Source organism: Streptococcus sp. KHUD_017, assembly GCF_054861245.1.
Genome location: NZ_CM142175.1, coordinates 1,827,182 through 1,853,138, shown reverse-complemented (window position 1 = coordinate 1,853,138; position 25,957 = coordinate 1,827,182). Strand labels below are relative to the sequence as shown.

Below are 25,957 nucleotides of genomic sequence, written 5' to 3'. Positions count from 1 at the left end.
GATATAAACAGATTGATAGAACTATCAACTAAAAATTCATAAAAACAATAAAACTCAGTTGGATTATCCAACTGAGTTTTTATCATCTAATTTAATCTTTCCAAAGTTCTTTTACTTTTGCTTGAACTTCAGCATTTTCTAAGAATTCGTCATAGGTTTCATCAATACGATCAATGACACCATTTTTAGAAAGGACGATGATGTGATTTGCTAATGTTTGAATAAATTCATGGTCATGACTGGCAAAGATAATCGATTCTTTGAAGTTTTTTAATCCATCATTCAGACTTGAGATTGATTCCAAGTCTAAGTGATTTGTAGGATCGTCAAGCACAAGGACGTTTGATTTCAAAAGCATGAGTTTTGAAAGCATCACGCGTACTTTTTCTCCCCCTGACAAGACGTTTACAGGCTTGTTAACTTCGTCTCCAGAGAAGAGCATACGGCCTAGGAAACCACGTAGGAAGGTATTATCATCTTCTTCTTTACTCGCAAATTGACGCAACCAGTCGAGGATTGATTCGCTACCAGCAAAATCAGCTGAATTGTCTTTTGGCAAGTAAGAGCGACTTGTTGTAACTCCCCACTTGACAGTTCCTTCATATTCGATTTCACCCATAATAGCACGGATCAAGGCAGTTGTTTGGATGTCGTTTTGTCCGATAAGAGCTGTCTTGTCACCTGGACGCAAGATGAAGCTGATGTTGTCAAGAATAGTTTCACCGTCAATCTTTACAGATAGATTTTCTACTGTCAAGAGGTCATTACCAATTTCACGTTCAGCTTTAAAGCTGATAAATGGGTATTTGCGACTAGAAGGAACGATTTCTTCTAGTTCAATCTTGTCAAGCATTTTTTTTCGTGAAGTTGCTTGTCTTGATTTAGAAGCATTGGCAGAGAAGCGTGCAACGAATTCTTGGAGTTGTTTAATTTTTTCTTCAGCCTTAGCATTACGGTCTGCTAGTAATTTAGCAGCAAGCTCAGATGACTCCTTCCAGAAGTCGTAGTTTCCGACATAAAGTTTGATTTTACCAAAGTCCAGGTCGGCCATGTGAGTACATACTTTGTTCAAGAAGTGACGGTCATGGGACACGACAATAACAGTGTTATCAAAGTCAATCAAGAAATCTTCTAACCAAGTGATAGATTGGATATCAAGACCGTTGGTAGGCTCGTCTAGAAGAAGAACATCTGGTTTACCAAATAGAGCTTTGGCAAGGAGTACTTTCACTTTGTCCCCATTTGAAAGTTCACTCATATTTTGGTAATGAAGTTCTTCAGGGATATTTAGGTTTTGGAGGAGTTGTGAAGCTTCACTCTCTGCTTCCCAACCACCTAGTTCAGCGAATTCTCCTTCAAGCTCTGCTGCACGGACACCATCTTCGTCTGAAAAATCTTCCTTCATGTAGATAGCATCTTTTTCTTTCATGATGTTATATAGTTTTTCATTACCCATGATAACAACATCAATAACACGTTCATCCTCATAGTCAAAGTGATTTTGACGAAGGACAGAAAGACGTTCATTTGGCCCAAGAGAAACATGACCAGTTGTAGGTTCGATATCACCAGCTAAGATTTTTAAAAAAGTTGATTTTCCAGCACCATTGGCACCAATCAAACCATAGGTATTTCCTTCTGTAAATTTGATGTTGACATCATCAAAAAGTTTACGATCACTAAAACGTAGTGAAACATCAGATACTGTTAGCAAAGTTTTTCTCCTATTATATGTAATACTCTAATTTTACTAGAAAATCACTAAATATTCAAATTTTTATTTGTCAATTTTTTGTCAAGAAAGTTTACAAATGATTTACAGTTGAAAGGGTTAACAAGTCTATTGTTTGAATAAAAAAATTATCTGTCTTTTTATTAAAAAAATGCTATAATTGAAAGGACCATATCAAAGGAGAATAAGATGAATAAACCCATTATTTTAACAGGAGATCGTCCAACGGGGAAATTACATATTGGGCACTACGTTGGGAGCTTAAAAAATCGTGTCTTACTACAAGAAGAAAATAAATATGACATGTTTGTCTTTTTAGCTGACCAACAAGCCTTAACAGACCACGCAAAAGATCCTCAAACAATAGTAGAGTCTATTGGGAATGTCGCTTTGGACTATCTTGCAGTGGGGTTAGATCCTAATAAATCAACGATTTTCATCCAAAGTCAGATACCAGAATTGGCAGAACTTTCCATGTATTACATGAATTTGGTTTCTTTGGCCCGTTTGGAACGAAACCCAACTGTCAAAACAGAAATTGCTCAGAAAGGTTTTGGAGAAAGTATCCCAACAGGATTTTTGGTTTATCCAGTTGCGCAAGCTGCGGATATTACAGCATTTAAGGCTAACTTGGTTCCAGTAGGGAATGACCAAAAGCCGATGATTGAACAAACACGTGAAATTGTTCGTTCTTTTAACCATGCCTACAATTGTGATGTTTTAGTGGAGCCAGAAGGAATTTATCCTGAGCATGAAGGTGCAGGACGTTTGCCAGGTTTAGATGGTAATGCCAAAATGTCGAAATCACTTAATAATGGTATTTATCTAGCTGACGATGCGGATACTTTACGTAAAAAAGTGATGAGTATGTATACTGATCCAGATCATATTCGTGTTGAGGATCCAGGTAGGATTGAAGGCAATATGGTTTTCCATTACTTAGATGTTTTCGGACGTCCAGAGGATGTTCAAGAAATTGCTGAAATGAAAGAGCATTATCAACGTGGTGGTCTAGGTGATGTCAAGACTAAACGTTATCTACTTGAAATCTTAGAACGTGAACTTGGTCCAATCCGTGAACGCCGTCTTGAGTTTGCTAAAGATATGGGTGAAGTTTATAATATGTTGCAAAAAGGTAGTGAACAAGCTCGAGAAGTTGCAGGACAAACACTCTCAGAGGTAAAAGCAGCAATGGGGCTAAATTACTTTCATTAATAGATAAAATATGAACTCTAAAACTATCTCTTCTTTAAAATTAAAGGGATAGTTTTTTTATATTATCTATTATCAATATAATTGACAAATTTTCATAGAATGGTATGATAGATACAATACAAAAAGCGTCAAGCTCAAAAAGAAAGAAAAGAGGAAACTTCAATGTCTAATTGGGACACTAAATTTTTGAAAAAAGGTTTTACCTTCGATGATGTATTGCTCATTCCAGCAGAGAGTCATGTGTTGCCTAATGATGCGGATTTGACAACGAAATTGGCAGATAATTTGACTTTAAATATCCCAATTATTACAGCTGCGATGGACACAGTAACAGAGAGCCAGATGGCAATTGCTATTGCGCGTGCAGGTGGTCTTGGAGTTATCCATAAAAACATGTCTATTGAGCAACAAGCTGACGAAGTACGAAAGGTAAAACGTTCTGAGAATGGTGTTATTATCGATCCATTTTTCTTGACGCCGGAACATACAATCGCTGAAGCAGATGAACTAATGGGTCGCTACCGTATCAGTGGTGTACCTGTAGTTGAAACTCTTGAAAACCGTAAATTGATTGGTATCCTAACAAATCGAGATCTTCGTTTTATTTCTGACTATAACCAACCGATTTCAAAACACATGACTAGCGAAAACTTGGTTACTGCACCGGTTGGTACAGATTTAAAAACAGCTGAGAGTATTCTACAAGAGCACCGTATTGAAAAACTTCCTTTGGTTGACGAAGAAGGTCGTCTTTCTGGCTTGATTACTATTAAGGATATTGAAAAAGTTATTGAGTTTCCAAATGCTGCAAAAGATGAGTTTGGTCGCCTTCTAGTTGCAGGTGCAGTGGGTGTTACTTCTGACACATTTGAACGTGCAGAGGCTCTCTTTGAAGCAGGTGCAGATGCGATTGTCATCGATACAGCACACGGACACTCTGCAGGAGTTCTCCGAAAAATTGCTGAGATTCGTGCGCATTTCCCAGACCGTACATTGATTGCCGGAAATATTGCTACTGCTGAAGGTGCGCGTGCTCTTTATGACGCAGGAGTTGACGTTGTTAAAGTTGGTATTGGTCCAGGTTCAATCTGTACAACTCGTGTGATTGCAGGTGTTGGTGTACCACAGGTAACAGCAATTTACGATGCTGCAGCAGTTGCACGTGAATATGGAAAAACGATTATCGCTGACGGTGGAATCAAGTATTCTGGAGATATTGTTAAAGCTCTTGCTGCTGGTGGAAATGCAGTAATGCTTGGATCAATGTTTGCAGGAACAGATGAAGCTCCAGGTGAAACTGAAATCTTCCAAGGACGTAAGTTCAAGACTTACCGTGGTATGGGTTCAATTGCTGCTATGAAGAAGGGGTCAAGCGACCGTTACTTCCAAGGTTCAGTTAATGAAGCAAACAAACTGGTTCCAGAAGGAATTGAAGGTCGTGTTGCTTATAAAGGTGCAGCGGCTGACATCGTCTTCCAAATGATTGGTGGTATTCGTTCTGGTATGGGTTACTGTGGTGCTGCGAATCTTAAAGAATTGCATGATAATGCTCAGTTTATCGAAATGTCTGGTGCAGGTCTAAAAGAAAGTCATCCGCATGATGTGCAAATTACTAACGAAGCACCAAATTACTCAATGTAATTAAAAAAAGCTCCTGTTTAACAGGAGCTTTTTTGTTTTAACATGCATGTAAAGTTTAGTTTACAGATAGTTGACCATCATTTACTGTAAAGACGCTTAGGTTATCAGGCAAGTTTTGAAGGTGGTCTAAACTTGTAGTTGTTATAAAGGTTTGAATGTTATGAGAGATAGTCTCTAATAATTTAAGTTGACGATTATTGTCAAGTTCACTCATAACATCGTCAAGTAAAAGAATGGGAGATTCCTTGGTAATGCTTTCCATCAACTCGATTTCAGCTAGTTTGACAGACAGAACTAGACTACGATGCTGTCCTTGACTGCCAAAACTTGCTTCTATACCGTTGATTAAGAAAACCATATCATCTCGGTGAGGACCAACTCCTGTGTTCTTTTTAAATAAATCTCTAGGTTTACTCTTTTGAAGTGCTATATAAAAAGAATCAGCTAAATGTTCTTTGTCAACAAAGTTTACAGAAGGTTGATAGCGTATTGACAGTTCTTCTAATTGGTCTGAAATGTCAAAATGTTTCTTTTGACCAAAGAAATCCATTTTCTGTATAAAGTCAGCCCTGTGAATCATTACACGACATCCATATTCAACAAGTTGATCATCAAGAACGGATAAAAATGTTTCATCAATGTTTTGTGTAGTTTTTAGATAGGTATTTCTCTGTTTAAGAATATGGTTATAGCTTGACAAGTCTGACAAGTAAATCGGTTTGATCTGTCCCAACTCCATGTCAATGAATTTACGTCGAATGGCTGGCGCACCTTTGACAAGTTGTAAATCTTCTGGAGCAAATAAGACAACATTCATATGTCCAATATAATCAGAAAGACGAGCTTGTTTTAAATGATTCACTTTAGTAATCCGACCTTTTTGTGTTAAGTCGATTTCAAGTGGTATAGTTGCTGTTTTCTTCTGCAACAGACCGGAAACTTGTAGTTGTTCTTCTTCAAACTGAATTAAATTTTTGTCTGTCTTTGTTCGATGACTTCTTGTTAAGGCTAAAAAGTAAATACTTTCAAGAAGATTCGTTTTCCCTTGGGCGTTTCGGCCAACAAATACATTTAATTTTGGGTTAAAATCAACTTCAATATTATGATAGTTACGAAATTGTTTAATGGATAAGTTTTTCAACCACATGATTATCTACCTGGAAAACGTGGTGCAGGTTTTGTATTTGTTGGTTGATCTTTTTTTGTAGATTTTTTTTGAACTTTCTTATTCATTTCCTTTACAAGCTTAGCTACACGTTCTTTCTCAAGTTTTTCTAGATGAAACTCCTCTAGTTCTTCTGGGGTTGGTTGAACTAGAACAATCTGGGTTTTTAAATCAGGGATTTCAATAGAATCCCCGATTCTAATTTTCTTGCCTCGACGATTTTCTAATTCTCCATTAAAATAAACAAGGTGGTCAGATAAAAAAGATTTAATAGCACCGCCACTTTGTATGATTCCAAGGTCTTTCAAAAGAGATTGGAGAGTAATAAATTCTTCAAATAATTTGTATTCCATAGTTCACCTCAATCTTTGGTATTATACCATATTTTGCTCAAAATAGTTGAGAAGAAACCACTGATATGAAAACGATTTTAATTTTAAAAGAGTCAAAGAGAACAAGAAAAATTTTCGTTTTCATGGTATAATAGAACTCTATGTAAAAGGAGGTAAAAGATGGAGTTGTTCCCTGGAATTGCAGTTCATTTTATCCAATCTAAAAAGTTTAAGACTAATAAAATAACCATGCGTTTCACAGCTCCGTTATCTCTGGATTTAATTTCAGGTCGCATGTTAAGCGCTAGTATGCTTGAAACAGCTAATAAAAGTTTTCCAACTGCTCAAATTCTTAGAAAACATTTAGCAGCATTATATGGAGCGGATTTATCGACTCATGCATATAGAAGAGGGCAAAGCCATCTTGTAGATGTCAGTTTAACGTATGTTCGAGATGAATTTTTAAGCAAGAAAAACGTGTTAACTTCTCAAATTTTAGAATTATTGTATCAAGTCATATTTAATCCCTTGTCAGATGAGGAAGGGTTTGAAAAGAATGCCTTTGAAATTGAGAAAAAACAACTGTTGGCAAGACTGGAATCAGAATTAGAGGATCCTTTCTTCTTTGCGCATAAAGAATTAGATCATTTGTTTTTCCAAGAAGAATCCATGCAGTTAGTCCCTAAAGATTTGATTTCCAGAATTTCCGAAGAAACATCTAAAACTTGTTATTCAAGTTTCCAAAAAATGCTGAACGAAGATAGGATTGATTTATTCTTTTTAGGGGACTTTAATGAAATTGAAGTTCTAGAAAACCTGAAGAAATTGAACTTGACAGGTCGTAAAGAAACTGTAAACATTCAGTATCGACAAGACTATTCAAATGTTCTTAGGGAAGGAATTGACAGGAAAAACCTAGGGCAGTCTATTTTAGAATTGGGCTATCATAGCACAATTGGTTATGGGGATGATCAAAAAATGGCTTTACTGCTTGTAAACGGTCTGCTTGGAGCTTTCCCCCACTCTAAATTGTTTACTCAAGTAAGGGAAAAGGAAGGTCTAGCTTATACTGTATCTAGTCACCTGGATCTTTTTAGTGGATTTTTACGATTATTTGCTGGAATCAATCGTCAGAACCGAAACAAGGCAAGAAAATTGATGAATGATCAATTACTCAATATCAAAAATGGTAGATTTACAGATATTGAAGTTAATCAAACTAAGGAAATGATTCGTAGGACGATGTTGTTGAGTCAGGATAATCAAGATTCGATTATTGACAGAGAATACTTAAGCATCTTTTTTGGTAAATCGGTTTTAGACCTGGATACTTTGATAGAGACACTAGAGCAAGTTGACAAGGAGGCAATCTGTAGGGCTGCGTCTAGCCTGAAATTGCAAGCTATCTATTTTATGGAAGGAGCAGAATGACTAGAGTTACTTTTGACGAGAAATACTATCCAGCTGTAAAGGAAACTCTTTATCAAGCAACATTAGAAAATGGCTTGACAGTTACTTTACTTCCAAAAAATGACTTTAACGAAGTTTACGGTGTAGTCACCGTTCAAGTTGGCTCAGTTGACACAGAGTTTACAGCAAGAGATGGAAAAAGAAAAATATATCCAAAAGGGATTGCTCATTTTTTAGAGCATAAACTTTTTGAAAGAGAAAATTCTGAAGATATTATGGCTAGTTTTACTGAACTAGGTGCAGATAGTAATGCCTTTACAAGCTTTACAAGTACAAGTTATCTTTTTTCAACGTCTGACCATGTTACTGAGTGTTTGGACCTGCTTGACGAGCTAGTTACAAGCTTTAATATTACTGAAGAATCTGTTGAACGTGAAAAGGATATCATTCAGCAAGAACGCGAAATGTACCAAGACGATCCGGATTCCTGCTTATTCTTTAAAACACTTGCAAATCTATATCCAGAAAGTCCTCTGGCTTCAGATATTGTTGGAACTGAAGATTCGATAGAAAATATTAGATTAGAGGATTTACGAGATAATTTTGAAGAATTTTACACTCCTGTCAATAGTCATATTTTCCTTGTTGGGAACTTTGATTTAGAACTGATACAGAATTATTTCAGACAAAAGGATGTTGGAGATTGGATAGAAGAAACTTCGAGAGAAACAATCGCTTTAAACCCTGTAAAGAAGGTTGATAGCAGTCGTATGGATGTCGCCTCTCCTAAATTAGCTATTGGTGTTCGAACAAATTCCAATATGAGTAATCAGGATTGTTACCGATATAGTATTTTGCTAAGAGCTTTATTTACGATGATGTTTGGTTGGACTTCTAATAGATTTCAGAGTTTGTATGAAACTGGGAAATTAGATGCTTCATTAGCTTTAGAAGTTGAAATCAATCGACGGTTTAACTTTTTGATGCTGACAATGGAGACGAAGGAGCCTGTTGCAATTTCGCACCAATTTCGAAAGGCGATTCAGAACTTTGTGACTGATGCAGATGTTTCGGAAGAACATCTTGATTTAATAAAAAGTGAAATTTATGGAGAGTTTATCCATAACATGAATTCTTTAGAATTTATTGCGACTCAATATCAGTCGCATATTGAGGAATCAACCCTATTTGATTTGCCAAAGATTATACAGGAAATGACCTTGGAAGATGTTCTTGAGGTAGGACATCATTTTATCGACAGTAGTGAAATCGTTGAATTTACGATTTTTCCACTATAGTCATTCAAGTAAAATAGACTAGAAAGAAGGAATGGTAAGTATGAGAAAAAAAACAATTGGTGAAGTTTTACGTTTAGCAAGAATTAATCAAGGTTTGAGTCTGGAGGAATTGCAGCGTAAAACGGACATCCAACTTGATATGCTAGAAGCCTTAGAATCAGATGATTTTGATAAATTGCCTAGTCCCTTTTATGCTCGTTCTTTTTTGAGGAAATATGCTTGGGCAGTTGAGTTGGATGAAAACATTGTTTTAGACGCATATGATTCAGGGAGTATGATTACCTATGAGGAAGTTGATGTTGATGAGATAGAACTAACAGGTCGTAGACGTTCCAATCGTAAGAAGCGTTCCTTGCTTCCACTTTTTTACTTTGTTCTATTTTCCCTATCAATTTTAATTTTCGTAACCTGCTATGTTTGGAATTATATTCAAACACAGCCAACAGAAACAACTTCAGCTAACTATAATATTGTGACTACAACTACAACTACAAATGCACCAAGTAGTGAAACAACAAGTAGTAATCAAACCACTAATCCATCAAGTTCGACTGAAGCCTCAGCTGTAACTGTTTCAGGTCAGGGAGATGTCATATCAGTGGAATATAAAACTCCTAAAGAAACTGCCGAACTTCAATTATCTGTAACGGATGCAACAAGTTGGGTTAGCGTTTCAGATACTGATTTGGCTGGAGGGGCAACTCTAGATCCAAATAATAAAACAGTTAAAACAACAATTTCTAAAGGATCTCCAGTAACTATCACATTAGGTGTTGTTAAAGGCGTGAAAATAAAAATCGATAATCAGGAAATCGATACTTCGAAATTAACAGGCCAAACTGGTTGGATTACAATGAATTTGAGTTCAAATTAAGGAAGGATAATATGAAAAAAGAGAATATTCCTAACATACTTACGCTGGGTAGAATTGTATTTATTCCGATTTTTATCCTCCTTTTATCATTCGGATCGTCTCCTTTATTGCATAAAATGGCGGCTGTTGTTTTTGCTATTGCTAGTATCACTGATTATCTAGATGGTTATTTAGCTAGAAAATGGCAAGTGGTTAGTAATTTTGGTAAATTTGCAGATCCGATGGCTGATAAGTTGTTGGTCATGTCAGCCTTCATCATGTTGGTTGGTTTAAACATGGCTCCAGCCTGGCTAGTTGCTGTTATCATTTGTCGTGAACTTGCAGTTACTGGGTTGCGCCTACTCTTAGTTGAAACTGGAGGAACTGTTTTAGCTGCAGCAATGCCAGGAAAAATCAAGACATTTAGCCAGATGTTCGCGATTATCTTCTTGTTATTCCATTGGAATTTACTTGGTCAGATAACTCTTTATATTGCCTTGTTCTTCACAGTTTATTCTGGTTATGATTACTTCAAGGGAAGCGCATATTTATTTAAAGGAACCTTTCGCTAGATATGGAATCGATTATTGAAATTAAGGATCTGTCATTTCGATACCAGGCAGATCAAGAACATTATGATGTTCATAACATTTCGTTTCACGTGAAACGTGGAGAATGGTTGTCAATCGTTGGTCACAACGGGAGTGGGAAATCAACGACAGTTCGCTTGATTGATGGCTTACTCGAGGCTGAATCTGGAGAAATTTGGATAGATGGTGATTGCCTAACACCAGAAAATGTCTGGGAGAAAAGACGTAAGATTGGTATGGTATTTCAAAATCCCGATAATCAGTTCGTGGGAGCAACTGTTGAAGATGACGTTGCTTTTGGCCTAGAAAACCAAGGGATTCTGCTTGAAGAGATGAAGAAACGAGTCTCTGAAGCTCTGTCATTAGTTGGGATGGCGGAATTTACAAAAAAAGAACCAGCTCGCTTGTCTGGAGGTCAGAAACAGAGAGTGGCAATTGCAGGAGTTGTAGCTCTGCGACCAGACATTTTAATTTTGGATGAGGCTACAAGTATGTTGGATCCAGAAGGACGACTAGAGTTGATTAAGATAGTCCAGAAGATTCGCCAAGACCACCCGATGACAGTTATCTCTATTACGCATGATTTAGATGAGGTTGCTATGAGTGACCGTGTTTTGGTAATGAAAAAAGGAGAAGTTGAGTCAACAAGCACTCCTAGAGAATTATTCTCTAGGTCAGATTTAGATCAAATTGGTTTAGATCAACCCTTTGTCAACCAATTAAAAGAATCGCTACGTACTAGTGGCTTGAAATTATCAGAGCACTACCTGACCGAAGAGGAGCTCGAGGAGGCTTTATGGGAATTATTCTAGACAATGTGAGTTATACGTATCAGGAAGGAACACCCTTTGCTTCAGCAGCCTTGTCCGATGTTAGTTTGTCAATAGAGGATGGATCTTATACAGCAATTATTGGGCATACAGGAAGTGGGAAATCTACAATTCTACAACTTTTGAATGGTTTGTTGGTTCCCACAAAGGGAAGTGTTCGTGTCTTTGATACATTAATTACATCAACATCCGTCAATAAGCAAATTCGTCAAATCCGCAAACAAGTGGGCTTGGTTTTTCAGTTTGCAGAAAATCAAATCTTTGAGGAAACGGTCTTGAAAGATGTGGCTTTTGGACCTCAAAATTTTGGAGTTTCTGTAGAAGAGGCAGAAGCTATTGCGCGTGAAAAACTAGCTTTAGTAGGAATTGATGAATCACTCTTTGAACGAAGCCCGTTTGAACTTTCAGGTGGTCAGATGAGAAGGGTTGCGATTGCTGGTATTTTGGCGATGGAGCCTAGCATTTTGGTCTTAGATGAGCCAACAGCTGGTTTGGATCCAATTGGTCGAAAAGAGTTAATGGCCTTGTTTAAAAAACTTCATCAGGATGGAATCACGATTGTTTTAGTGACTCATCTGATGGATGACGTGGCCGAATTTGCTGACCAAGTTTATGTGATGGAAAAAGGAAAGTTGGTCAAGAGTGGGAAGCCAAGTCTTATATTTCAAAATGTCGAATTCATGGAAAAAATCCAATTAGGTGTTCCAAAAATCACAAGATTTGCTCAAAGGCTAGCTGAACGAGGGGTTTCTTTTAAACAATTGCCGATAACGATAGAGGAGTTTAAGGAGTTCATCAATGGATAACATGATTTTAGGTCGTTACATACCAGGAAATTCGATTGTTCATCGTTTGGATCCTCGTAGTAAATTAGTGGCAATGATTTTATTGATTATGATCGTTTTTTGGGCCAATAATCCAATAACTAATGTGATCCTTTTCGTTGTAACAGGTATATTTGTAGCCTTATCTGAGGTTCCCTTATCCTTTTTCATAAAAGGTTTGCGGTCTATGTTTTTTCTGATTGCTTTTACAACCCTTTTTCAACTTTTCTTTATCTCTGGTGGAGATGTCTTGTTCGAGATGGGGTTTATTAAAATCACGAGTCAGGGCATTGAGCAGGCAGGGATCATTTTTTGCCGTTTTGTGTTGATTATTTTTTTCTCAACCTTGCTTACTTTGACTACAATGCCACTAAGCCTGGCAACGGCAGTTGAGTCCTTGCTTGGCCCTTTAAAAAGATTTAAAGTGCCTGTTCATGAAATTGGACTGATGTTGTCAATGAGCTTGCGTTTTGTACCAACCTTGATGGATGATACAATTCGAATTATGAACGCTCAAAAGGCGCGTGGTGTAGATTTTGGAGAGGGGAATATCATCCAGAAGGTTAAGGCTATGATTCCTATTTTAATTCCATTATTCGCTACAAGTTTGAAAAGAGCGGATTCTCTTGCTACAGCTATGGAAGCTAGAGGATATCAAGGTGGGAATGGACGTAGTCAGTATCGACAATTGAATTGGATGCATAAATATAGTGTGGCCATACTACTTGTATGTGTGTTAGGTGGAATCTTGTTTTTATTAAAATCCTAAAGTGAAGTATAGAATAATATAAGGTAAAGGCATGAATCGTTTTAAAAAATCAAAATATATCATTGTTCTATTTGTCGTTATACTAATGGTTTCTGTCTTTTTAGTAACGACACAATCCAGTGCAGTTGTGACAAAGGTTGGAGATGGCATTTCGCTGATAGATAGAATTGTACAGAAACCATTTCAATGGTTAGAATCTACAAAGTCAGATTTAGGAAATTTGACGAGAGCTTATAATGAGAATGAGACTCTTAAAAAAGAACTCTATCAAATGGAAAAAGAAACAAATGAAGCAGACAGATTAAAAGAAGAAAATGAACAACTGCGTCAATTATTAGATATGAAGTCAAAATTGAACGCGAGCAAGCTAATTACTGCAGATGTCATTATGAGAACTCCAGCAACTTGGAGACAGGAATTGACAGTTAATGCCGGATCAAAACAAGGTGTAACAACTAGTATGCTCGTTGTTTCTGGTGGAGGGCTTGTTGGAAGCGTTGAAAAAGTAGAAGACAACTCATCCGTAGTCAATTTATTAACAAACGCTGAAAACACAGAGAAGATTTCTGTTAAAATCCAGCACGGATCTAGTAGTATTTATGGTATTATCATTGGTTATGACAAGGAAAAAGAACTACTAAAAATCAGTCAATTAAACAGCAGTGGCGACATTAGTCAAGGTGACAAAGTGGTAACTGGCGGCTTAGGAAACTTTAATGCTACAGATATCCCTGTAGGGGAAGTCGTATCAGTGACACATAGTACGGACTATCTAACAAGAGAAGTCATGGTTAAATTGCATGCTGATCCAATGAACCTTAAAGTTGTAGAGTTAGTGGGGAATCCATCATGAGACTTTTTAAGCAGATAGGAATGTTTGTACTATTGCCCTTGATTGTCTTGATTGATAGCCATTTAGGGCAGTTTGTAAATAGTTTTTTTCCACATATACAAATTGTTAGCCACTTTATTTTTATCTTCTTATTATTTGAAACGATAGAAGTATCTGAGTATCTGTTTTTAGCTTATTGCCTAGTTGTAGGACTTGTATACGATATTTATTTCTTCCATTTGATTGGAATAGCTAGTCTACTATTTGTAATTATTGGAGCAATAGTGTATAAAAGCAACTCAGTTATTTTGTCAAATAGATGGACTCGAGTACTTGCCGTTTTAATGATGACTTTTACATTTGAATTTGCTAGCTTTATCCTAGCACACTTGGTAGGATTAACTGCAGAAAATTTATCTGTGTTTATGGTTTATAGTCTTGTTCCTACTATGATATTGAATTTTATATGGATGTTAGTTTTCCAATATATTTTTGAAAAAATATATCTATAAGAAAGAAACAAAACTGTAATAAAGGCGTAATATTTATTAGGCCTTTTTTTGATATACTAGTATTGTCTTTTTAAAGAAGGAGTATTTACACTATGAAGAAAAAAATTCTAGCATCACTATTATTAAGTACAGTATTAGTTTCACAAGGAGCTGTGCTTTCAAGTGTTAAAGCTAACACAACAGATGAAAAAATTGCAGCTCAAGATAGCAAAATTAGTGAGTTGACAACACAACAAAAGGAAGCTCAAAAACAAGTAGACGAAATTCAAACTAAAGTTTCAGCTATTCAATCAGAGCAAGAAAAATTACAATCTGAAAACGAAAAGCTTCAAGAAGAGTCTAAAAAACTTGAAGGAGAAATTGCAGAGCTTTCAAAAAATATCGTAGCTCGTAATGAATCGCTTGAAAACCAAGCTCGTAGTGCACAAACTAACGGAACTGCTACAAGCTACATTAATACAATTATTAACTCTAACTCAATCACAGAAGCTATTTCTCGTGTAGCAGCTATGAGTGAAATTGTCTCAGCAAACAATAAAATGTTGCAACAACAAAAAGAAGATAAAAAGGCTATCTCTGAAAAACAAGTTGCTAACAATGAAGCAATCAACACAGTTATTGCCAACCAACAAACACTTGCTGATGACGCTCAAGCTTTGACAACAAAACAAGCTGAATTGAAAGCAGCCGAGTTGAATCTTGCAGCAGAAAAAGCTACCGCAGAAGGTGAAAAAGCTACTTTGTTAGAGCAAAAAGCAGCAGCTGAAGCAGAAGCTAAGGCTGCAGCTGAAGCAGAAGCAGCATACAAAGCGAAACAAACAAGTCAACAACAAACAGTTGCTGCTTCAGCAAATACAACCTTTGCAGCACAAGTACAAGCAACTTCAAGCTCATCATCAGACGATGATTCAAGCTACACACCTGCAGTAACTACTGTAAGTCAGCGCCCAACCTATAGTTCAAATGCATCAAGTTATCCTGTAGGTCAATGTACATGGGGTGCAAAAACTTTAGCACCATGGGCTGGCGATTACTGGGGGAATGGTGGCCAATGGGCTGCAAGTGCAGCGGCTGCAGGTTTCCGTACAGGTTCTACACCACAAGTTGGTGCAATTGCTTCATGGGATGATGGAGGATATGGTCACGTAGCAGTTGTTACGGCTGTTGAATCATCAACTCGTATTCAAGTTTCTGAATGTAACTATGATGGTAGTGGAACTCAACCAATTGGAAATTATCGTGGATGGTTTAATCCGACAGCATCAAGAGGTACTGTAAGATACATTTATCCAAACTAATATACTGATTATTACTAAATTTAGGGTGAGGTTTTATAAATCTCACCCTTTGTATAGTGCTGAAAAATAAATTTCATTATATAATTACTTGAACTTATTTTATATTCTTTTCTTATAATTATTTAGTTAAAGTTAGATGAAATTTAGAGATTTAGTACGAGTGTAGCACGTTAATAAAAAGGTTTCTAAAGGGAGTCGGTGTTGGAGTTATGTTTACGTATAAAATAAATGTTGATGTGAAAGAGTGGGATTTGTTTTTAGAAAATCATCCTCAAGGAAATTTATTGCAGAGTAGTGATTGGTCCAAGATAAAGGATACTTGGGGAAATGAGAGAGTTGGCTTTTATAAAGAGGATCAACTAGTTGGAGTAGCGAATATCTTAATTCAGCCACTACCATTAGGACTTTCTATGTTCTATATTCCACGAGGTCCAGTAATTGACTATGAAGATAAAGAACTTCTGAAATTTGTACTTTTGACGTTGAAAAAACTTGCTAAAAAAAGCCATGCAATAATGGTTAAATTTGATCCAAGTTTATTTATCAGTAGAGGTCTTATTGGGCAAGAAACTATTCAAAACTCTAAAACTTTTGAAATTATTGAAGAACTGAAAAAAAATAAAGTTTATTGGACAGGCTTAACAAAGGATATGGCAGAAAATATACAACCACGTTTTCAAGCCAATATTCATAAAGAAAACTTCTCACTAGATCAATTATCCAAGTCTACTAAGCAGGCTATCCGAACTGCAAGAAATAAAGGATTGGAAGTAAAATTCGGTGGACTCGACTTATTAGATGAATTTTCATTTTTAATGAAGAAAACAGAGTCTCGTAAGAACATTAGTTTACGAGGCAAAGATTATTATCAAAAGTTACTGAACACTTATCCTGATCACTCCTTTATCACACTGAGCTATTTAGATTTACCTAATAGATTGAAAGAAGTTGAGAATCAACTCGAAAAGAATCTAAAAACAGCGCAGAAGTTTACAGATAAAACGAAAGAAGGCAAAGTAAAAGAGAATCAGCAAGAGAGAAAACGGTTAGAGGAAGAGGTTTCTTTTCTTAAGAGCCATATTGATAGAGGGGACAATATCGTCCCATTATCTGGAACTTTGACCATCGAATTTGGAAAAACCTCAGAAAACTTATATGCTGGAATGAATGAAGAGTTTAGACACTATCAACCTGCTATTCCTACATGGTTTGAGACAGCTCAACATTCATTTGAACGTGGGGCAGAGACTCATAATATGGGTGGAATTGAAAACAACTTAGAAGGCGGGTTATTTAATTTTAAATCTAAATTTAATCCCACAATTGAGGAGTTTGCTGGTGAGTTTAACTATCCAACTAGCTCATTGTATTTCTTGTTTAATATAGCCTATAAAATCCGCAAGAAACTTCGAAGTAGATAGGATGAACTAATTATTTTGCTACTACATTAAATTTTTAAAAATTAGCTATTAGAACATCTCAGCAGTATATGTTGAGATGTTTTAAATTTAGAGTGCTTACGAGTAATTTAATAAGGAGAAAATAACAAAATCACTTGAAATAAAGCTCCAATTATGATAAAATGAAACTTGTCGTGTGAACGATAATACTCATTCTTGATGAATTGTGGATCGGTTGCCTTTGGGTTGTTTTGCAAGTTGAAATCAAGAAGAGGAAAAAACAAAAAAGGAGAAATACTCATGGCAGTAATTTCAATGAAACAACTTCTTGAGGCTGGTGTACACTTTGGTCACCAAACTCGTCGCTGGAACCCTAAGATGGCTAAGTACATCTTCACTGAGCGTAACGGAATCCACGTTATCGACTTGCAACAAACTGTAAAATATGCTGACCAAGCATACGACTTTATGCGTGATGCAGCAGCTAACGATGCAGTTGTATTGTTTGTTGGTACTAAGAAACAAGCTGCTGACGCTGTTAAAGAAGAAGCAGAACGTTCAGGTCAATACTACATCAACCACCGTTGGTTGGGTGGTACCCTTACTAACTGGGGAACAATCCAAAAACGTATCGCTCGTTTGAAAGAAATCAAACGCATGGAAGAAGAAGGAATCTTCGACGTTCTTCCTAAGAAAGAAGTTGCACTTCTTAACAAACAACGCGCTCGTCTTGAAAAATTCTTGGGTGGTATCGAAGACATGCCTCGCATTCCAGATGTAATGTACGTAGTTGACCCACATAAAGAGCAAATCGCTGTTAAAGAAGCTAAAAAATTGGGTATCCCAGTTGTAGCGATGGTTGACACAAACACTGATCCAGATGATATCGATGTAATCATCCCAGCTAACGATGACGCTATCCGCGCAGTTAAGTTGATCACAGCTAAATTGGCAGACGCTATCATCGAAGGTCGCCAAGGTGAAGATGCTGTAGCAGCAGTTGAAGCAGAATTTGCAGCTTCAGAAGCTCAAGCAGACTCAATCGAAGAAATCGTTGAAGTTGTAGAAGGCGACAACGCTTAATTCAAATAAGTAATCATTACCTAGGAGGGCGGGGCTTAGCCCGGCTCTCCTATTTTTAAAAAATATAGGAGAATCAAAATGGCAGAAATTACAGCTAAACTTGTTAAAGAGTTGCGTGAAAAATCTGGTGCTGGTGTCATGGACGCTAAGAAAGCATTGGTCGAAGTTGAAGGTGATATCGAAAAAGCGATTGAATTGCTTCGCGAAAAAGGTATGGCTAAGGCAGCTAAAAAAGCTGACCGTGTTGCTGCTGAAGGTTTGACTGGTGTATTTGTTAACGGTAACGTCGCAGCAGTAGTTGAAGTAAATGCTGAAACTGACTTCGTTGCGAAAAACGCTCAATTCGTTGAATTGGTAAATGCAACTGCAAAAGTAATCGCTGAAGGAAAACCAGCTAACAACGAAGAAGCACTTGCATTGACAATGCCTTCAGGTGAAACACTTGAAGCTGCATATGTATCTGCAACAGCAACTATCGGAGAAAAAATTTCATTCCGTCGTTTTGCTTTACTTGAAAAAACAGATGCACAACACTTCGGTGCTTACCAACACAACGGTGGACGTATCGGTGTTATCTCTGTAATCGAAGGTGGAGACGAAGCGCTTGCTAAACAAATCTCAATGCATATTGCTGCGATGAAACCAACAGTTCTTTCATACAAAGAATTGGATGAGCAATTTGTTAAAGATGAGTTGGCTCAATTGAACCACGTAATCGACCAAGATAACGAAAGCCGTGCAATGGTTAACAAACCAGCTCTTCCACACTTGAAGTATGGATCAAAAGCACAATTGACTGATGAAGTTATCGCTCAAGCTGAAGCTGACATTAAAGCAGAGTTGGCTGCAGAAGGTAAACCAGAAAAAATCTGGGACAAAATCATTCCAGGTAAAATGGATCGCTTCTTGCTTGACAACACTAAAGTTGACCAAGCATACACACTTCTTGCACAAGTCTACATCATGGATGACAGCAAGACAGTTGAAGCATACCTTGAATCAGTTAACGCTTCAGTAGTTGAGTTCGCTCGCTTTGAAGTTGGTGAAGGTATCGAGAAAGCTACGAATGACTTTGAAGCTGAAGTTGCAGCTACAATGGCAGCAGCCTTGAATAACTAATCATACAAAAGGAAGCAATTTGCTTCCTTTTTCTTTTATAAAAATTTAAAAGCCCTTTAACAAGGGCTTTGTGTATTTAGGAGACTACACTTCAAATTCATAGAGCGCTGTAGATAGATAACGTTCTCCGTTATCTGGTGCGAGTGCAAGTACTTTTTTACCTGCTCCAAGTTTTTTAGCAACTTCGATTGCTGCATAGATAGCTGCGGCAGAAGAAATACCTACTAAGAAGCCTTCTTTTCCGCCGATCTCACGGCCAAGTGCAAGGGCATTGTCTGATGTTACACGAACAATCCCATCGTAAGCTTCCGTATCAAGTGTTTCTGGAACAAATCCAGCTGAGATACCTTGAATTTTGTGTGGTCCAGGTTTTTCACCTGACAAGATTGCTGATTCGTCTGCCTCAACTGCAAAAACTTGAATGTCTGAATTAGCCGATTTAAGAGCGTGAGAGACACCAGAAATAGTTCCTCCAGTACCAACACCTGCAACAAAGGCATCTAAACCATCAGCTCCGAAATCAGCTAGAATTTCAGCTCCTGTTGTTCTTTCGTGAACTTCTGGGTTAGCTTGGTTATTAAACTGTAATGGTAGGAAACCATCGCGTTCAGCAGCAATTTCTTGCGCTTTTGCAATCGCACCTTTCATACCTTCGCTACCAGGAGTAAGGACTAGTTCAGCACCATAAGCTTGGATGATCTTACGGCGTTCAACACTCATTGTTTCAGGCATAACGATGACAACTTTATAACCTTTAGTAGCGCCAACCCATGAAAGACCGATACCAGTGTTCCCACTTGTTGCTTCTACAATTGTAGAGCCTGGTTTCAATTTACCCTCTTGTTCTGCTTTTTCAATCATGCTGAGAGCAATGCGGTCTTTAACGGATGAACCTGGGTTAAAAGCTTCTAGTTTTACGTAGACGTCTGCTGCACCTTCTGGTACAATGTTATTCAATTTAACAATCGGTGTTTTTCCGATAAGTTCTGTGATATTGTTATAAATAGCCATGTTAGCACCTCTTTATATAAGATGCTTCTAGTATAACGCTATCTTAAACTTTTGTAAAATATAGAAATCCTATCGAAGCGATAGGATTTTTTTATAACAATCAGAAAAATAGTCAGTGTAAATCTAAAAATTGAGGGAAGGTATTTAAGAGTGCTCTACACAAGGTTTACAGGGACTTCAACTTCTCGTAAACCTCGATCTGTTAGGATAACTTTCCCATTAAAAAAAACTATGAGGGCAGCTTTGGTATCCTCTTTATCTTCTTTATCGACAAAGATAATTGTGTCAACTTGATCTGTAAAGTTGGTTTCGAGTTCCATAAGATTATGTTCTTTAAGAAAATTCCCATACTCTTGATATTGAGCATAGCTCATTTGAATTTGAATCCCGGCTTGTTCTTTAATTTCAACAATTCCAATTTCTTTGACAGCTAAGGCAACACTACCTGCATAAGCGCGAATAAGACCTCCTGCTCCCAGTTTGATACCACCAAAATATCTGGTAACAACTACACAAACATTGGTCAAATTGTGATTTTCTAGAACTCCTAGCATAGGTACACCAGCAGTTCCACTTGGCTCCCCATCATCACTGGTTCGCTTGATTTCACTGCGCTCACCGATAATAAAAGCAGAGCAGTTGTGGGTAGCCTTATAGTGTTCTTTTTTGATAGCAGTGATAAAGGCACGAGCTTCTTCTTCACTATAGACACGTTTTGCATGACAAATAAATCGTGATTTTTTGATTTCTTCTTGGACTTGTCCGTCCTCTTTTATCGTTCTAAATTCCATATTTTTATTGTACTAAAAAATAGTCTAAAGTTCTAGATTTTACGAATAAAGAAGTATGAAAATAAATCCAAACTATCTAGGCCGACTTTTTACAGAACAAGAATTAAGCCCTGAAGAACGACAACTGGCGGAGAAGCTGCCAAGCATGAGAAAAGAGAAGGGGAAACTCTTCTGCCAACGATGTGATAGTATGATTCAAGATGAATGGTCTCTACCTATTAATGCTCATTACTGCCGAGAATGTTTGTTGATGAAGCGAGTTAGGAGTGATCAGGCCTTATATTATTTCCCTCAAGAAGATTTTCCTAAACAAGATGTTCTTAAATGGAAGGGACAATTGACTCCATTTCAAGAGAAAGTATCAGAAGGATTACTTCAGGCAGTAGAGAACCAGCAACCGACTTTAGTTCATGCAGTGACTGGCGCTGGGAAGACAGAGATGATTTATAAAGTTGTTGCGAAAGTTATTAATGATGGTGGCGCAGTTTGTCTAGCAAGTCCACGGATAGATGTTTGTTTGGAATTGTATAAGCGATTGCAGAATGACTTTGCTTGTGAAATAGCTTTACTGCATGGTGAGTCTGAACCATACTTTCGGACACCACTAGTTGTTGCAACAACTCATCAATTATTAAAGTTTTATCACGCTTTTGATTTACTAATAGTAGATGAAGTAGATGCATTCCCCTATGTTGACAACAAGATGCTTTACAAAGCTGTAAAGAATTGTGTAAAGGAAAATGGACTCAGAATTTTTCTCACTGCAACTTCTACAGATGAGTTGGATAAGAAGGTTCGCTTAGGGAAACTAAAACGACTAAGCCTGCCAAGGCGGTTCCATGGAAATCCTTTAATTATTCCAAAACCCGTTTGGCTATCTGGTCTGGATAAATGTTTGGATAAGTTTCACCTACCACCAAAGCTAAAAAGATATGTTGAAAACCAGAGAAGAACTGGCTACCCCTTACTAATATTTGCATCAGAAATTACAAAGGGAGAGAAGTTGAAGGAAATCTTACAAGAGACATTTCCAAATGAGAAAATTGGTTTCGTATCCTCAGTTACTGAAGATAGATTAGAGCAAGTTCAAGCTTTTAGGGATAGGGAATTGACCATATTGATAAGCACAACAATATTGGAGCGCGGAGTTACCTTCCCTTGTGTTGATGTCTGTGTCGTAGAAGCAAACCATCGTCTTTTTACAAAATCAAGCCTCATTCAAATTGGAGGACGTGTAGGTCGTAGCATGGATAGACCTACAGGAGATCTAATTTTCTTTCATAATGGATTAAATCGTTCGATTAAGAATGCTATAAAGGAAATTAAACTGATGAACAAGGAGGCAGGACTATGATTTGTTTACTATGTGCCCAACATTTGAAGAAAAATCTAACCTTTGGAGAGCTTCTTTTTTTGAAAAAGGAGGAGGGCTCACTTTGTTTAGCATGCTACTCAAGTTTTGAAATGATTGGGGAAGAACATTGCCCAAATTGTCATAAAAAAGGAGTATCAAGTTCGTGTCAAGATTGTCAACTTTGGTGTAAAGAAGGGATTGAAGTAAGTCATGAAGCGATTTTTAGTTATAATCAAGCCATGAAAGACTTCTTTAATCGTTATAAATTTGATGGCGATTATATTCTCCGAAAAGTTTTTGCAATGATTTTAAAAGAGAATTTAAAAAAATACAAGGATTATCATTTTATTTTAATACCGTTAAGCCCTGAGAGGTATGCAAAAAGAGGTTTTAATCAGGTTGCAGGCCTAATAGAAGCGGCAGGGCTTTCCCATCTGGATGTATTAGGGAAAAGAGAAGAAAAAGCAAGTTCTTCTAAAAATCGTTCAGAGCGTTTGGCCACGGAACTTCCGTTTTTTATTAAAGAAGACAGTAGGATTCCCAAAAAGATTCTATTGATTGATGATATTTATACAACAGGAGCGACTGTTAACCGTGTCAAGAGTATGCTAGAAAATGCAGGAGCAGAAGAGGTTAAAACATTTTCCCTCGTAAGATGAGGAAAAAGATTGCAAAAAGATTATGAAAGCGTTATAATAAATGTAGAAAAACAAATATGTTTAGAAAGAAGGTACTTATATGATTAAATATAGTATCCGTGGTGAAAACCTAGAAGTAACTGAAGCAATTCGTGATTATGTAGTTTCTAAACTCGAAAAGATCGAAAAATACTTCCAAGCAGATCAAGAACTAGATGCACGTGTAAATTTGAAAGTGTATCGTGAAAAGACTGCTAAGGTAGAAGTAACAATTCCGCTTGGGTCTATAACTCTTCGTGCAGAAGACGTTTCTCAAGATATGTATGGATCTATTGATTTGGTGACAGATAAGATTGAACGTCAAATCCGTAAAAATAAAACTAAAATTGAACGTAAGAACAGAAATAAAGTTTCTACTAGCCAACTATTTACAGATGCCTTGGTAGAAGAGACAGATGTTGCTCAACCTAAAGTTGTTCGTTCAAAACAAATTGATTTAAAACCAATGGACCTTGAAGAAGCACTTCTTCAGATGGACTTATTGGGGCATGATTTCTTCATTTATATCGATGTTGAAGATGAAACAACAAATGTCATTTATCGACGCGAAGATGGAGATATTGGTCTTCTTGAAGTAAAAGAATCATAATATGTAATATGCTTAGACTAAAAAGGTGGTTTACACTAGTGTAAACCACCTTTTGTGTTCCTACATGCTACATTTGAGCACAAGTGCTATTCCTTCTTTAAAGGTCGCTTTTTTAGTGCAAATATGGTATAATATTGCGCAAGAGGTTTGTAATGAAAAAAAATGAAATGAATCCCTTTTTTATATACTTATTTGTTGGGATTGCCTTTATAATCATGACTGTATTGGTTATTTTTCTTCAAAATAACCTAGTCACAATAGCATGCTTATTTTTCTTGATGGTGGCATTTCTTTTGCTATTTTATTTTCAGAAGAAATCTTATCAAAAAACAGAAATTGAACAAATCCAATACGTAAACCATCAGGCGGAAGATAGTTTAAGTTCACTCTTAGAACAGATGCCAGTTGGAGTTGTCAAACTAAACATGGAAAGTAGTGAGATTGAGTGGTTCAATCCCTACGCAGAGTTAATGCTGACAACGGAAGATGGAGAAATTGACCTTCCTCAAGTTCAAGAAATTATAAAAACATCCATATCGTCTCCTGGAATTTATGCAAATGTGGGAGAAAAACGTTATGCGGTACATCTAGATAGAAATTCTGGTGTGCTCTACTTTTTTGATGTTTCTGGAGAGTACGAAGCCACAGTAGAATTGGTTACAAGTCGCCCTGTTATTGGTATTATTTCGGTAGATAATTATGATGATTTAGAGGACGAAACATCTGAATCTGACATCAGTCACATTAATAGTTTTGTTGCGAATTTTGTCGCAGAGTTTACCGGAAAACATCAGATGTTTTCTCGTAGAGTGACCATGGATCGTTTCTACTTATTTACCGACTATACGGTATTAGAGCAATTGATGCAGGATAAATTTTCTGTAATTGATACCTTCCGTGAAGAAGCTAAGCAGCGAGATTTAGCCTTAACCATGAGTATGGGCTTGTCATACGGTGATGGTGATCATGAAGGTATTGGTAAAGTTGCTTTATCAAATCTCAACCTTGCAGAAGTTCGAGGGGGAGATCAGGTCGTTGTAAAAGAAAATGATGAGACGAAAAATCCAATTTATTTTGGTGGTGGTTCTGCAGCTTCTATTAAGCGAACAAGAACACGTACAAGAGCAATGATGACGGCAATCTCTGAAAAGTTGAGAAGTGTTGACCATGTCTTCGTGGTTGGTCATAAAAACTTAGACATGGATGCTTTAGGCTCCGCTGTTGGTATGCAATTGTTCTCGAGTAACGTCTTGGATGAAAGTTATGTGGTCTATGATGCAGAACAAATGTCTCCGGACATTCATCGTGCCATTCAATTTTTAGAGAATGAGGGAGTAACAAAACTCATCCCTCTAACTCAAGCTATGGGAATGGTCACTAATCGTTCCTTGCTAGTGATGGTCGACCACTCTAAGACAGCTTTAACCTTGTCAAAAGAGTTTTATGATTTGTTTACACAAACCATCATTATTGACCACCATAGACGAGATCAGGATTTCCCGGAAAATGCTGTTATCACCTATATCGAGAGTGGAGCAAGTAGTGCGAGCGAGCTTGTAACAGAGTTAATTCAATTCCAAAACTCTAAGAAAGCACGCTTAAGTCGTATCCAAGCTAGTGTTCTTATGGGCGGTATGATGCTGGATACTAAGAATTTCACCTCTCGTGTAACTAGCCGAACCTTTGACGTGGCGAGTTATCTAAGAACACGTGGTAGTGATAGTATTGTAATTCAAGAACTTGCGGCGACTGACTTTGAAGAGTATCGATTGGTTAATGAACTCATCTTGCAAGGACAGGCGGTACAACCTTCTATTCTTGTCGCTCAGGCCAAGGATACTAAGGAATATGATACTGTAGTGATTAGTAAAGCAGCTGATACTATGTTAGCTATGTCAGGTATTGAAGCTAGCTTTGTCATTGCTAAAAACAGCCAAGGTGATATTTCCATTTCTGCACGAAGTCGAAGTAAGATCAATGTGCAACGGATTATGGAAGAGTTGGGAGGTGGAGGCCACTTCAACCTGGCAGCTGCCCGACTGACAGATATGACTCTGCAAGAAGCAGGTGATAAACTAAAAACCGTTATTTCTAATGAAATTAGAGAAAAGGAGACAGAAGAATGAAAGTAATCTTTTTAGCAGATGTAAAAGGCAAAGGAAAAAAAGGCGAAATCAAGGAAGTACCAACAGGTTATGCGCAAAATTTTTTGATTAAGAAAAACCTTGCTAAAGAAGCGACTTCACAAGCAATTGGTGAGCTGCGTGGGAAGCAAAAATCTGAAGAAAAAGCACATGCTCAACTTCTTGCAGAAGCACAAGAAATTAAGGCGAAACTTGAAGCAGAAGAAACAATTGTTGAGTTTGTTGAAAAAGTTGGTCCAGATGGGAGAACTTTTGGTTCAATTACTAGCAAGAAAATTGCGGAAGAGCTCCAAAAACAATTTGGAATTAAAATTGATAAACGTCATATTCAAGTTCAATCTCCAATTCGAGCAGTTGGCTTGATTGATGTTCCGGTAAAAATTTATCAGGATGTAACTAGCGTCATCAATCTTCGTGTAAAAGAAGGATAAGCTAGATTTGAGTAATGATTTTGTAAAAGGAAGGAA

At 37.1% G+C, this 25,957-nt stretch carries 25 protein-coding genes; 20 read left to right on the top strand and 5 right to left on the bottom strand.

Annotated features, from left to right (window positions below):
• Positions 1-91: 91 nt before the first annotated feature.
• Positions 92-1,714 (bottom strand): ATP-binding cassette domain-containing protein, encoded by a 1,623-nt coding sequence (locus ACVAMZ_RS09305; RefSeq protein WP_461684662.1) that lies wholly within the window; start codon positions 1,712-1,714, stop codon positions 92-94.
• Between the two features lie 207 nt (positions 1,715-1,921).
• Between ACVAMZ_RS09305 and trpS the strand changes: the two genes are divergently transcribed.
• Together trpS and guaB are read left to right on the top strand one after the other, a co-directional pair.
• Complete coding sequence (gene trpS, locus ACVAMZ_RS09300; protein ID WP_461684661.1) at positions 1,922-2,947, top strand: tryptophan--tRNA ligase; 1,026 nt, start codon at positions 1,922-1,924, stop codon at positions 2,945-2,947.
• Positions 2,948-3,109: 162 nt separating this feature from the next.
• On the top strand, positions 3,110-4,588 hold the full coding sequence (guaB, locus tag ACVAMZ_RS09295; RefSeq protein ID WP_006154819.1) for an IMP dehydrogenase: 1,479 nt from the start codon (positions 3,110-3,112) through the stop codon (positions 4,586-4,588).
• A 55-nt stretch (positions 4,589-4,643) separates the two neighbouring features.
• Here the strand turns inward: guaB and recF are convergent, their stop codons facing one another.
• Together recF and yaaA are read right to left on the bottom strand one after the other, a co-directional pair.
• Entirely contained in the window at positions 4,644-5,735 is a 1,092-nt protein-coding gene (gene recF, locus ACVAMZ_RS09290; RefSeq protein WP_461684660.1) for a DNA replication/repair protein RecF, read from the bottom strand.
• Positions 5,736-5,737: 2 nt separating this feature from the next.
• Positions 5,738-6,106, bottom strand: a complete 369-nt coding sequence (gene yaaA / locus ACVAMZ_RS09285) for a S4 domain-containing protein YaaA (RefSeq protein ID WP_461684659.1) — start codon at positions 6,104-6,106, stop codon at positions 5,738-5,740.
• Positions 6,107-6,265: 159 nt separating this feature from the next.
• Here yaaA and yfmF point away from each other — a divergent pair, with 159 nt between their 5' ends.
• The 13 genes from yfmF (at position 6,266) to tsf (ending at position 18,903) form a co-directional block, all read left to right on the top strand.
• The gene (gene yfmF, locus ACVAMZ_RS09280; protein ID WP_461684658.1) at positions 6,266-7,516 is read left to right on the top strand and encodes an EF-P 5-aminopentanol modification-associated protein YfmF; all 1,251 of its coding nucleotides are present in this window, start codon (positions 6,266-6,268) and stop codon (positions 7,514-7,516) included.
• Positions 7,513-8,793: an EF-P 5-aminopentanol modification-associated protein YfmH gene (yfmH, locus tag ACVAMZ_RS09275; protein WP_461684657.1), complete on the top strand. Its 1,281-nt coding sequence runs from the start codon at positions 7,513-7,515 to the stop codon at positions 8,791-8,793. Before yfmF ends, yfmH begins: the two co-directional genes overlap by 4 nt.
• 40 nt (positions 8,794-8,833) lie before the next feature.
• Positions 8,834-9,667, top strand: a complete 834-nt coding sequence (gene rodZ / locus ACVAMZ_RS09270; protein WP_461684656.1) for a cytoskeleton protein RodZ — start codon at positions 8,834-8,836, stop codon at positions 9,665-9,667.
• Positions 9,668-9,678: 11 nt separating this feature from the next.
• Complete coding sequence (gene pgsA, locus ACVAMZ_RS09265; protein ID WP_461684655.1) at positions 9,679-10,218, top strand: CDP-diacylglycerol--glycerol-3-phosphate 3-phosphatidyltransferase; 540 nt, start codon at positions 9,679-9,681, stop codon at positions 10,216-10,218.
• 2 nt (positions 10,219-10,220) lie between these two features.
• Positions 10,221-11,048: an energy-coupling factor ABC transporter ATP-binding protein gene (locus ACVAMZ_RS09260; protein ID WP_461684654.1), complete on the top strand. Its 828-nt coding sequence runs from the start codon at positions 10,221-10,223 to the stop codon at positions 11,046-11,048.
• Complete coding sequence (locus tag ACVAMZ_RS09255) at positions 11,033-11,872, top strand: energy-coupling factor transporter ATPase (RefSeq protein WP_461684653.1); 840 nt, start codon at positions 11,033-11,035, stop codon at positions 11,870-11,872. Before ACVAMZ_RS09260 ends, ACVAMZ_RS09255 begins: the two co-directional genes overlap by 16 nt.
• On the top strand, positions 11,865-12,659 hold the full coding sequence (locus tag ACVAMZ_RS09250; RefSeq protein WP_461684652.1) for an energy-coupling factor transporter transmembrane component T family protein: 795 nt from the start codon (positions 11,865-11,867) through the stop codon (positions 12,657-12,659). Before ACVAMZ_RS09255 ends, ACVAMZ_RS09250 begins: the two co-directional genes overlap by 8 nt.
• A gap of 31 nt (positions 12,660-12,690) precedes the next feature.
• On the top strand, positions 12,691-13,512 hold the full coding sequence (gene mreC / locus ACVAMZ_RS09245; protein ID WP_263394188.1) for a rod shape-determining protein MreC: 822 nt from the start codon (positions 12,691-12,693) through the stop codon (positions 13,510-13,512).
• A complete protein-coding gene (gene mreD / locus ACVAMZ_RS09240) occupies positions 13,509-14,003 on the top strand; it encodes a rod shape-determining protein MreD (RefSeq protein WP_214262851.1) in 495 nt (164 codons plus the stop codon). Before mreC ends, mreD begins: the two co-directional genes overlap by 4 nt.
• Before the next feature lie 92 nt (positions 14,004-14,095).
• Positions 14,096-15,301: a peptidoglycan hydrolase PcsB gene (gene pcsB / locus ACVAMZ_RS09235; RefSeq protein WP_461684651.1), complete on the top strand. Its 1,206-nt coding sequence runs from the start codon at positions 14,096-14,098 to the stop codon at positions 15,299-15,301.
• A 209-nt stretch (positions 15,302-15,510) separates the two neighbouring features.
• Positions 15,511-16,722, top strand: coding sequence for an aminoacyltransferase (locus tag ACVAMZ_RS09230; protein WP_414294028.1), 1,212 nt, complete (start codon positions 15,511-15,513; stop codon positions 16,720-16,722).
• A gap of 279 nt (positions 16,723-17,001) precedes the next feature.
• Positions 17,002-17,784, top strand: coding sequence for a 30S ribosomal protein S2 (rpsB, locus tag ACVAMZ_RS09225; RefSeq protein WP_004250981.1), 783 nt, complete (start codon positions 17,002-17,004; stop codon positions 17,782-17,784).
• Positions 17,785-17,862: 78 nt separating this feature from the next.
• The gene (tsf, locus tag ACVAMZ_RS09220; protein WP_461684650.1) at positions 17,863-18,903 is read left to right on the top strand and encodes a translation elongation factor Ts; all 1,041 of its coding nucleotides are present in this window, start codon (positions 17,863-17,865) and stop codon (positions 18,901-18,903) included.
• An 84-nt stretch (positions 18,904-18,987) separates the two neighbouring features.
• Here the strand turns inward: tsf and cysK are convergent, their stop codons facing one another.
• Complete coding sequence (cysK, locus tag ACVAMZ_RS09215) at positions 18,988-19,914, bottom strand: cysteine synthase A (protein WP_461684649.1); 927 nt, start codon at positions 19,912-19,914, stop codon at positions 18,988-18,990.
• Between the two features lie 155 nt (positions 19,915-20,069).
• Positions 20,070-20,705, bottom strand: coding sequence for a YigZ family protein (locus ACVAMZ_RS09210; RefSeq protein WP_461684648.1), 636 nt, complete (start codon positions 20,703-20,705; stop codon positions 20,070-20,072).
• A 55-nt stretch (positions 20,706-20,760) separates the two neighbouring features.
• Between ACVAMZ_RS09210 and ACVAMZ_RS09205 the strand changes: the two genes are divergently transcribed.
• The 5 genes from ACVAMZ_RS09205 (at position 20,761) to rplI (ending at position 25,921) form a co-directional block, all read left to right on the top strand.
• A complete protein-coding gene (locus tag ACVAMZ_RS09205; protein ID WP_461684647.1) occupies positions 20,761-22,059 on the top strand; it encodes a DEAD/DEAH box helicase in 1,299 nt (432 codons plus the stop codon).
• Positions 22,056-22,718: a ComF family protein gene (locus tag ACVAMZ_RS09200; protein ID WP_461684646.1), complete on the top strand. Its 663-nt coding sequence runs from the start codon at positions 22,056-22,058 to the stop codon at positions 22,716-22,718. Before ACVAMZ_RS09205 ends, ACVAMZ_RS09200 begins: the two co-directional genes overlap by 4 nt.
• 79 nt (positions 22,719-22,797) lie before the next feature.
• Positions 22,798-23,346 (top strand): ribosome hibernation-promoting factor, HPF/YfiA family, encoded by a 549-nt coding sequence (gene hpf / locus ACVAMZ_RS09195; RefSeq protein ID WP_414275539.1) that lies wholly within the window; start codon positions 22,798-22,800, stop codon positions 23,344-23,346.
• Positions 23,347-23,498: 152 nt separating this feature from the next.
• A complete protein-coding gene (locus tag ACVAMZ_RS09190) occupies positions 23,499-25,472 on the top strand; it encodes a GGDEF domain-containing protein (RefSeq protein ID WP_461684645.1) in 1,974 nt (657 codons plus the stop codon).
• Positions 25,469-25,921 carry a 50S ribosomal protein L9 gene (rplI, locus tag ACVAMZ_RS09185; protein WP_004250991.1) on the top strand — a complete coding sequence of 151 codons (453 nt, stop codon included), beginning with the start codon at positions 25,469-25,471 and terminating at the stop codon, positions 25,919-25,921. The genes ACVAMZ_RS09190 and rplI overlap by 4 nt, the downstream gene beginning before the upstream one ends.
• Positions 25,922-25,957: the final 36 nt, after the last annotated feature.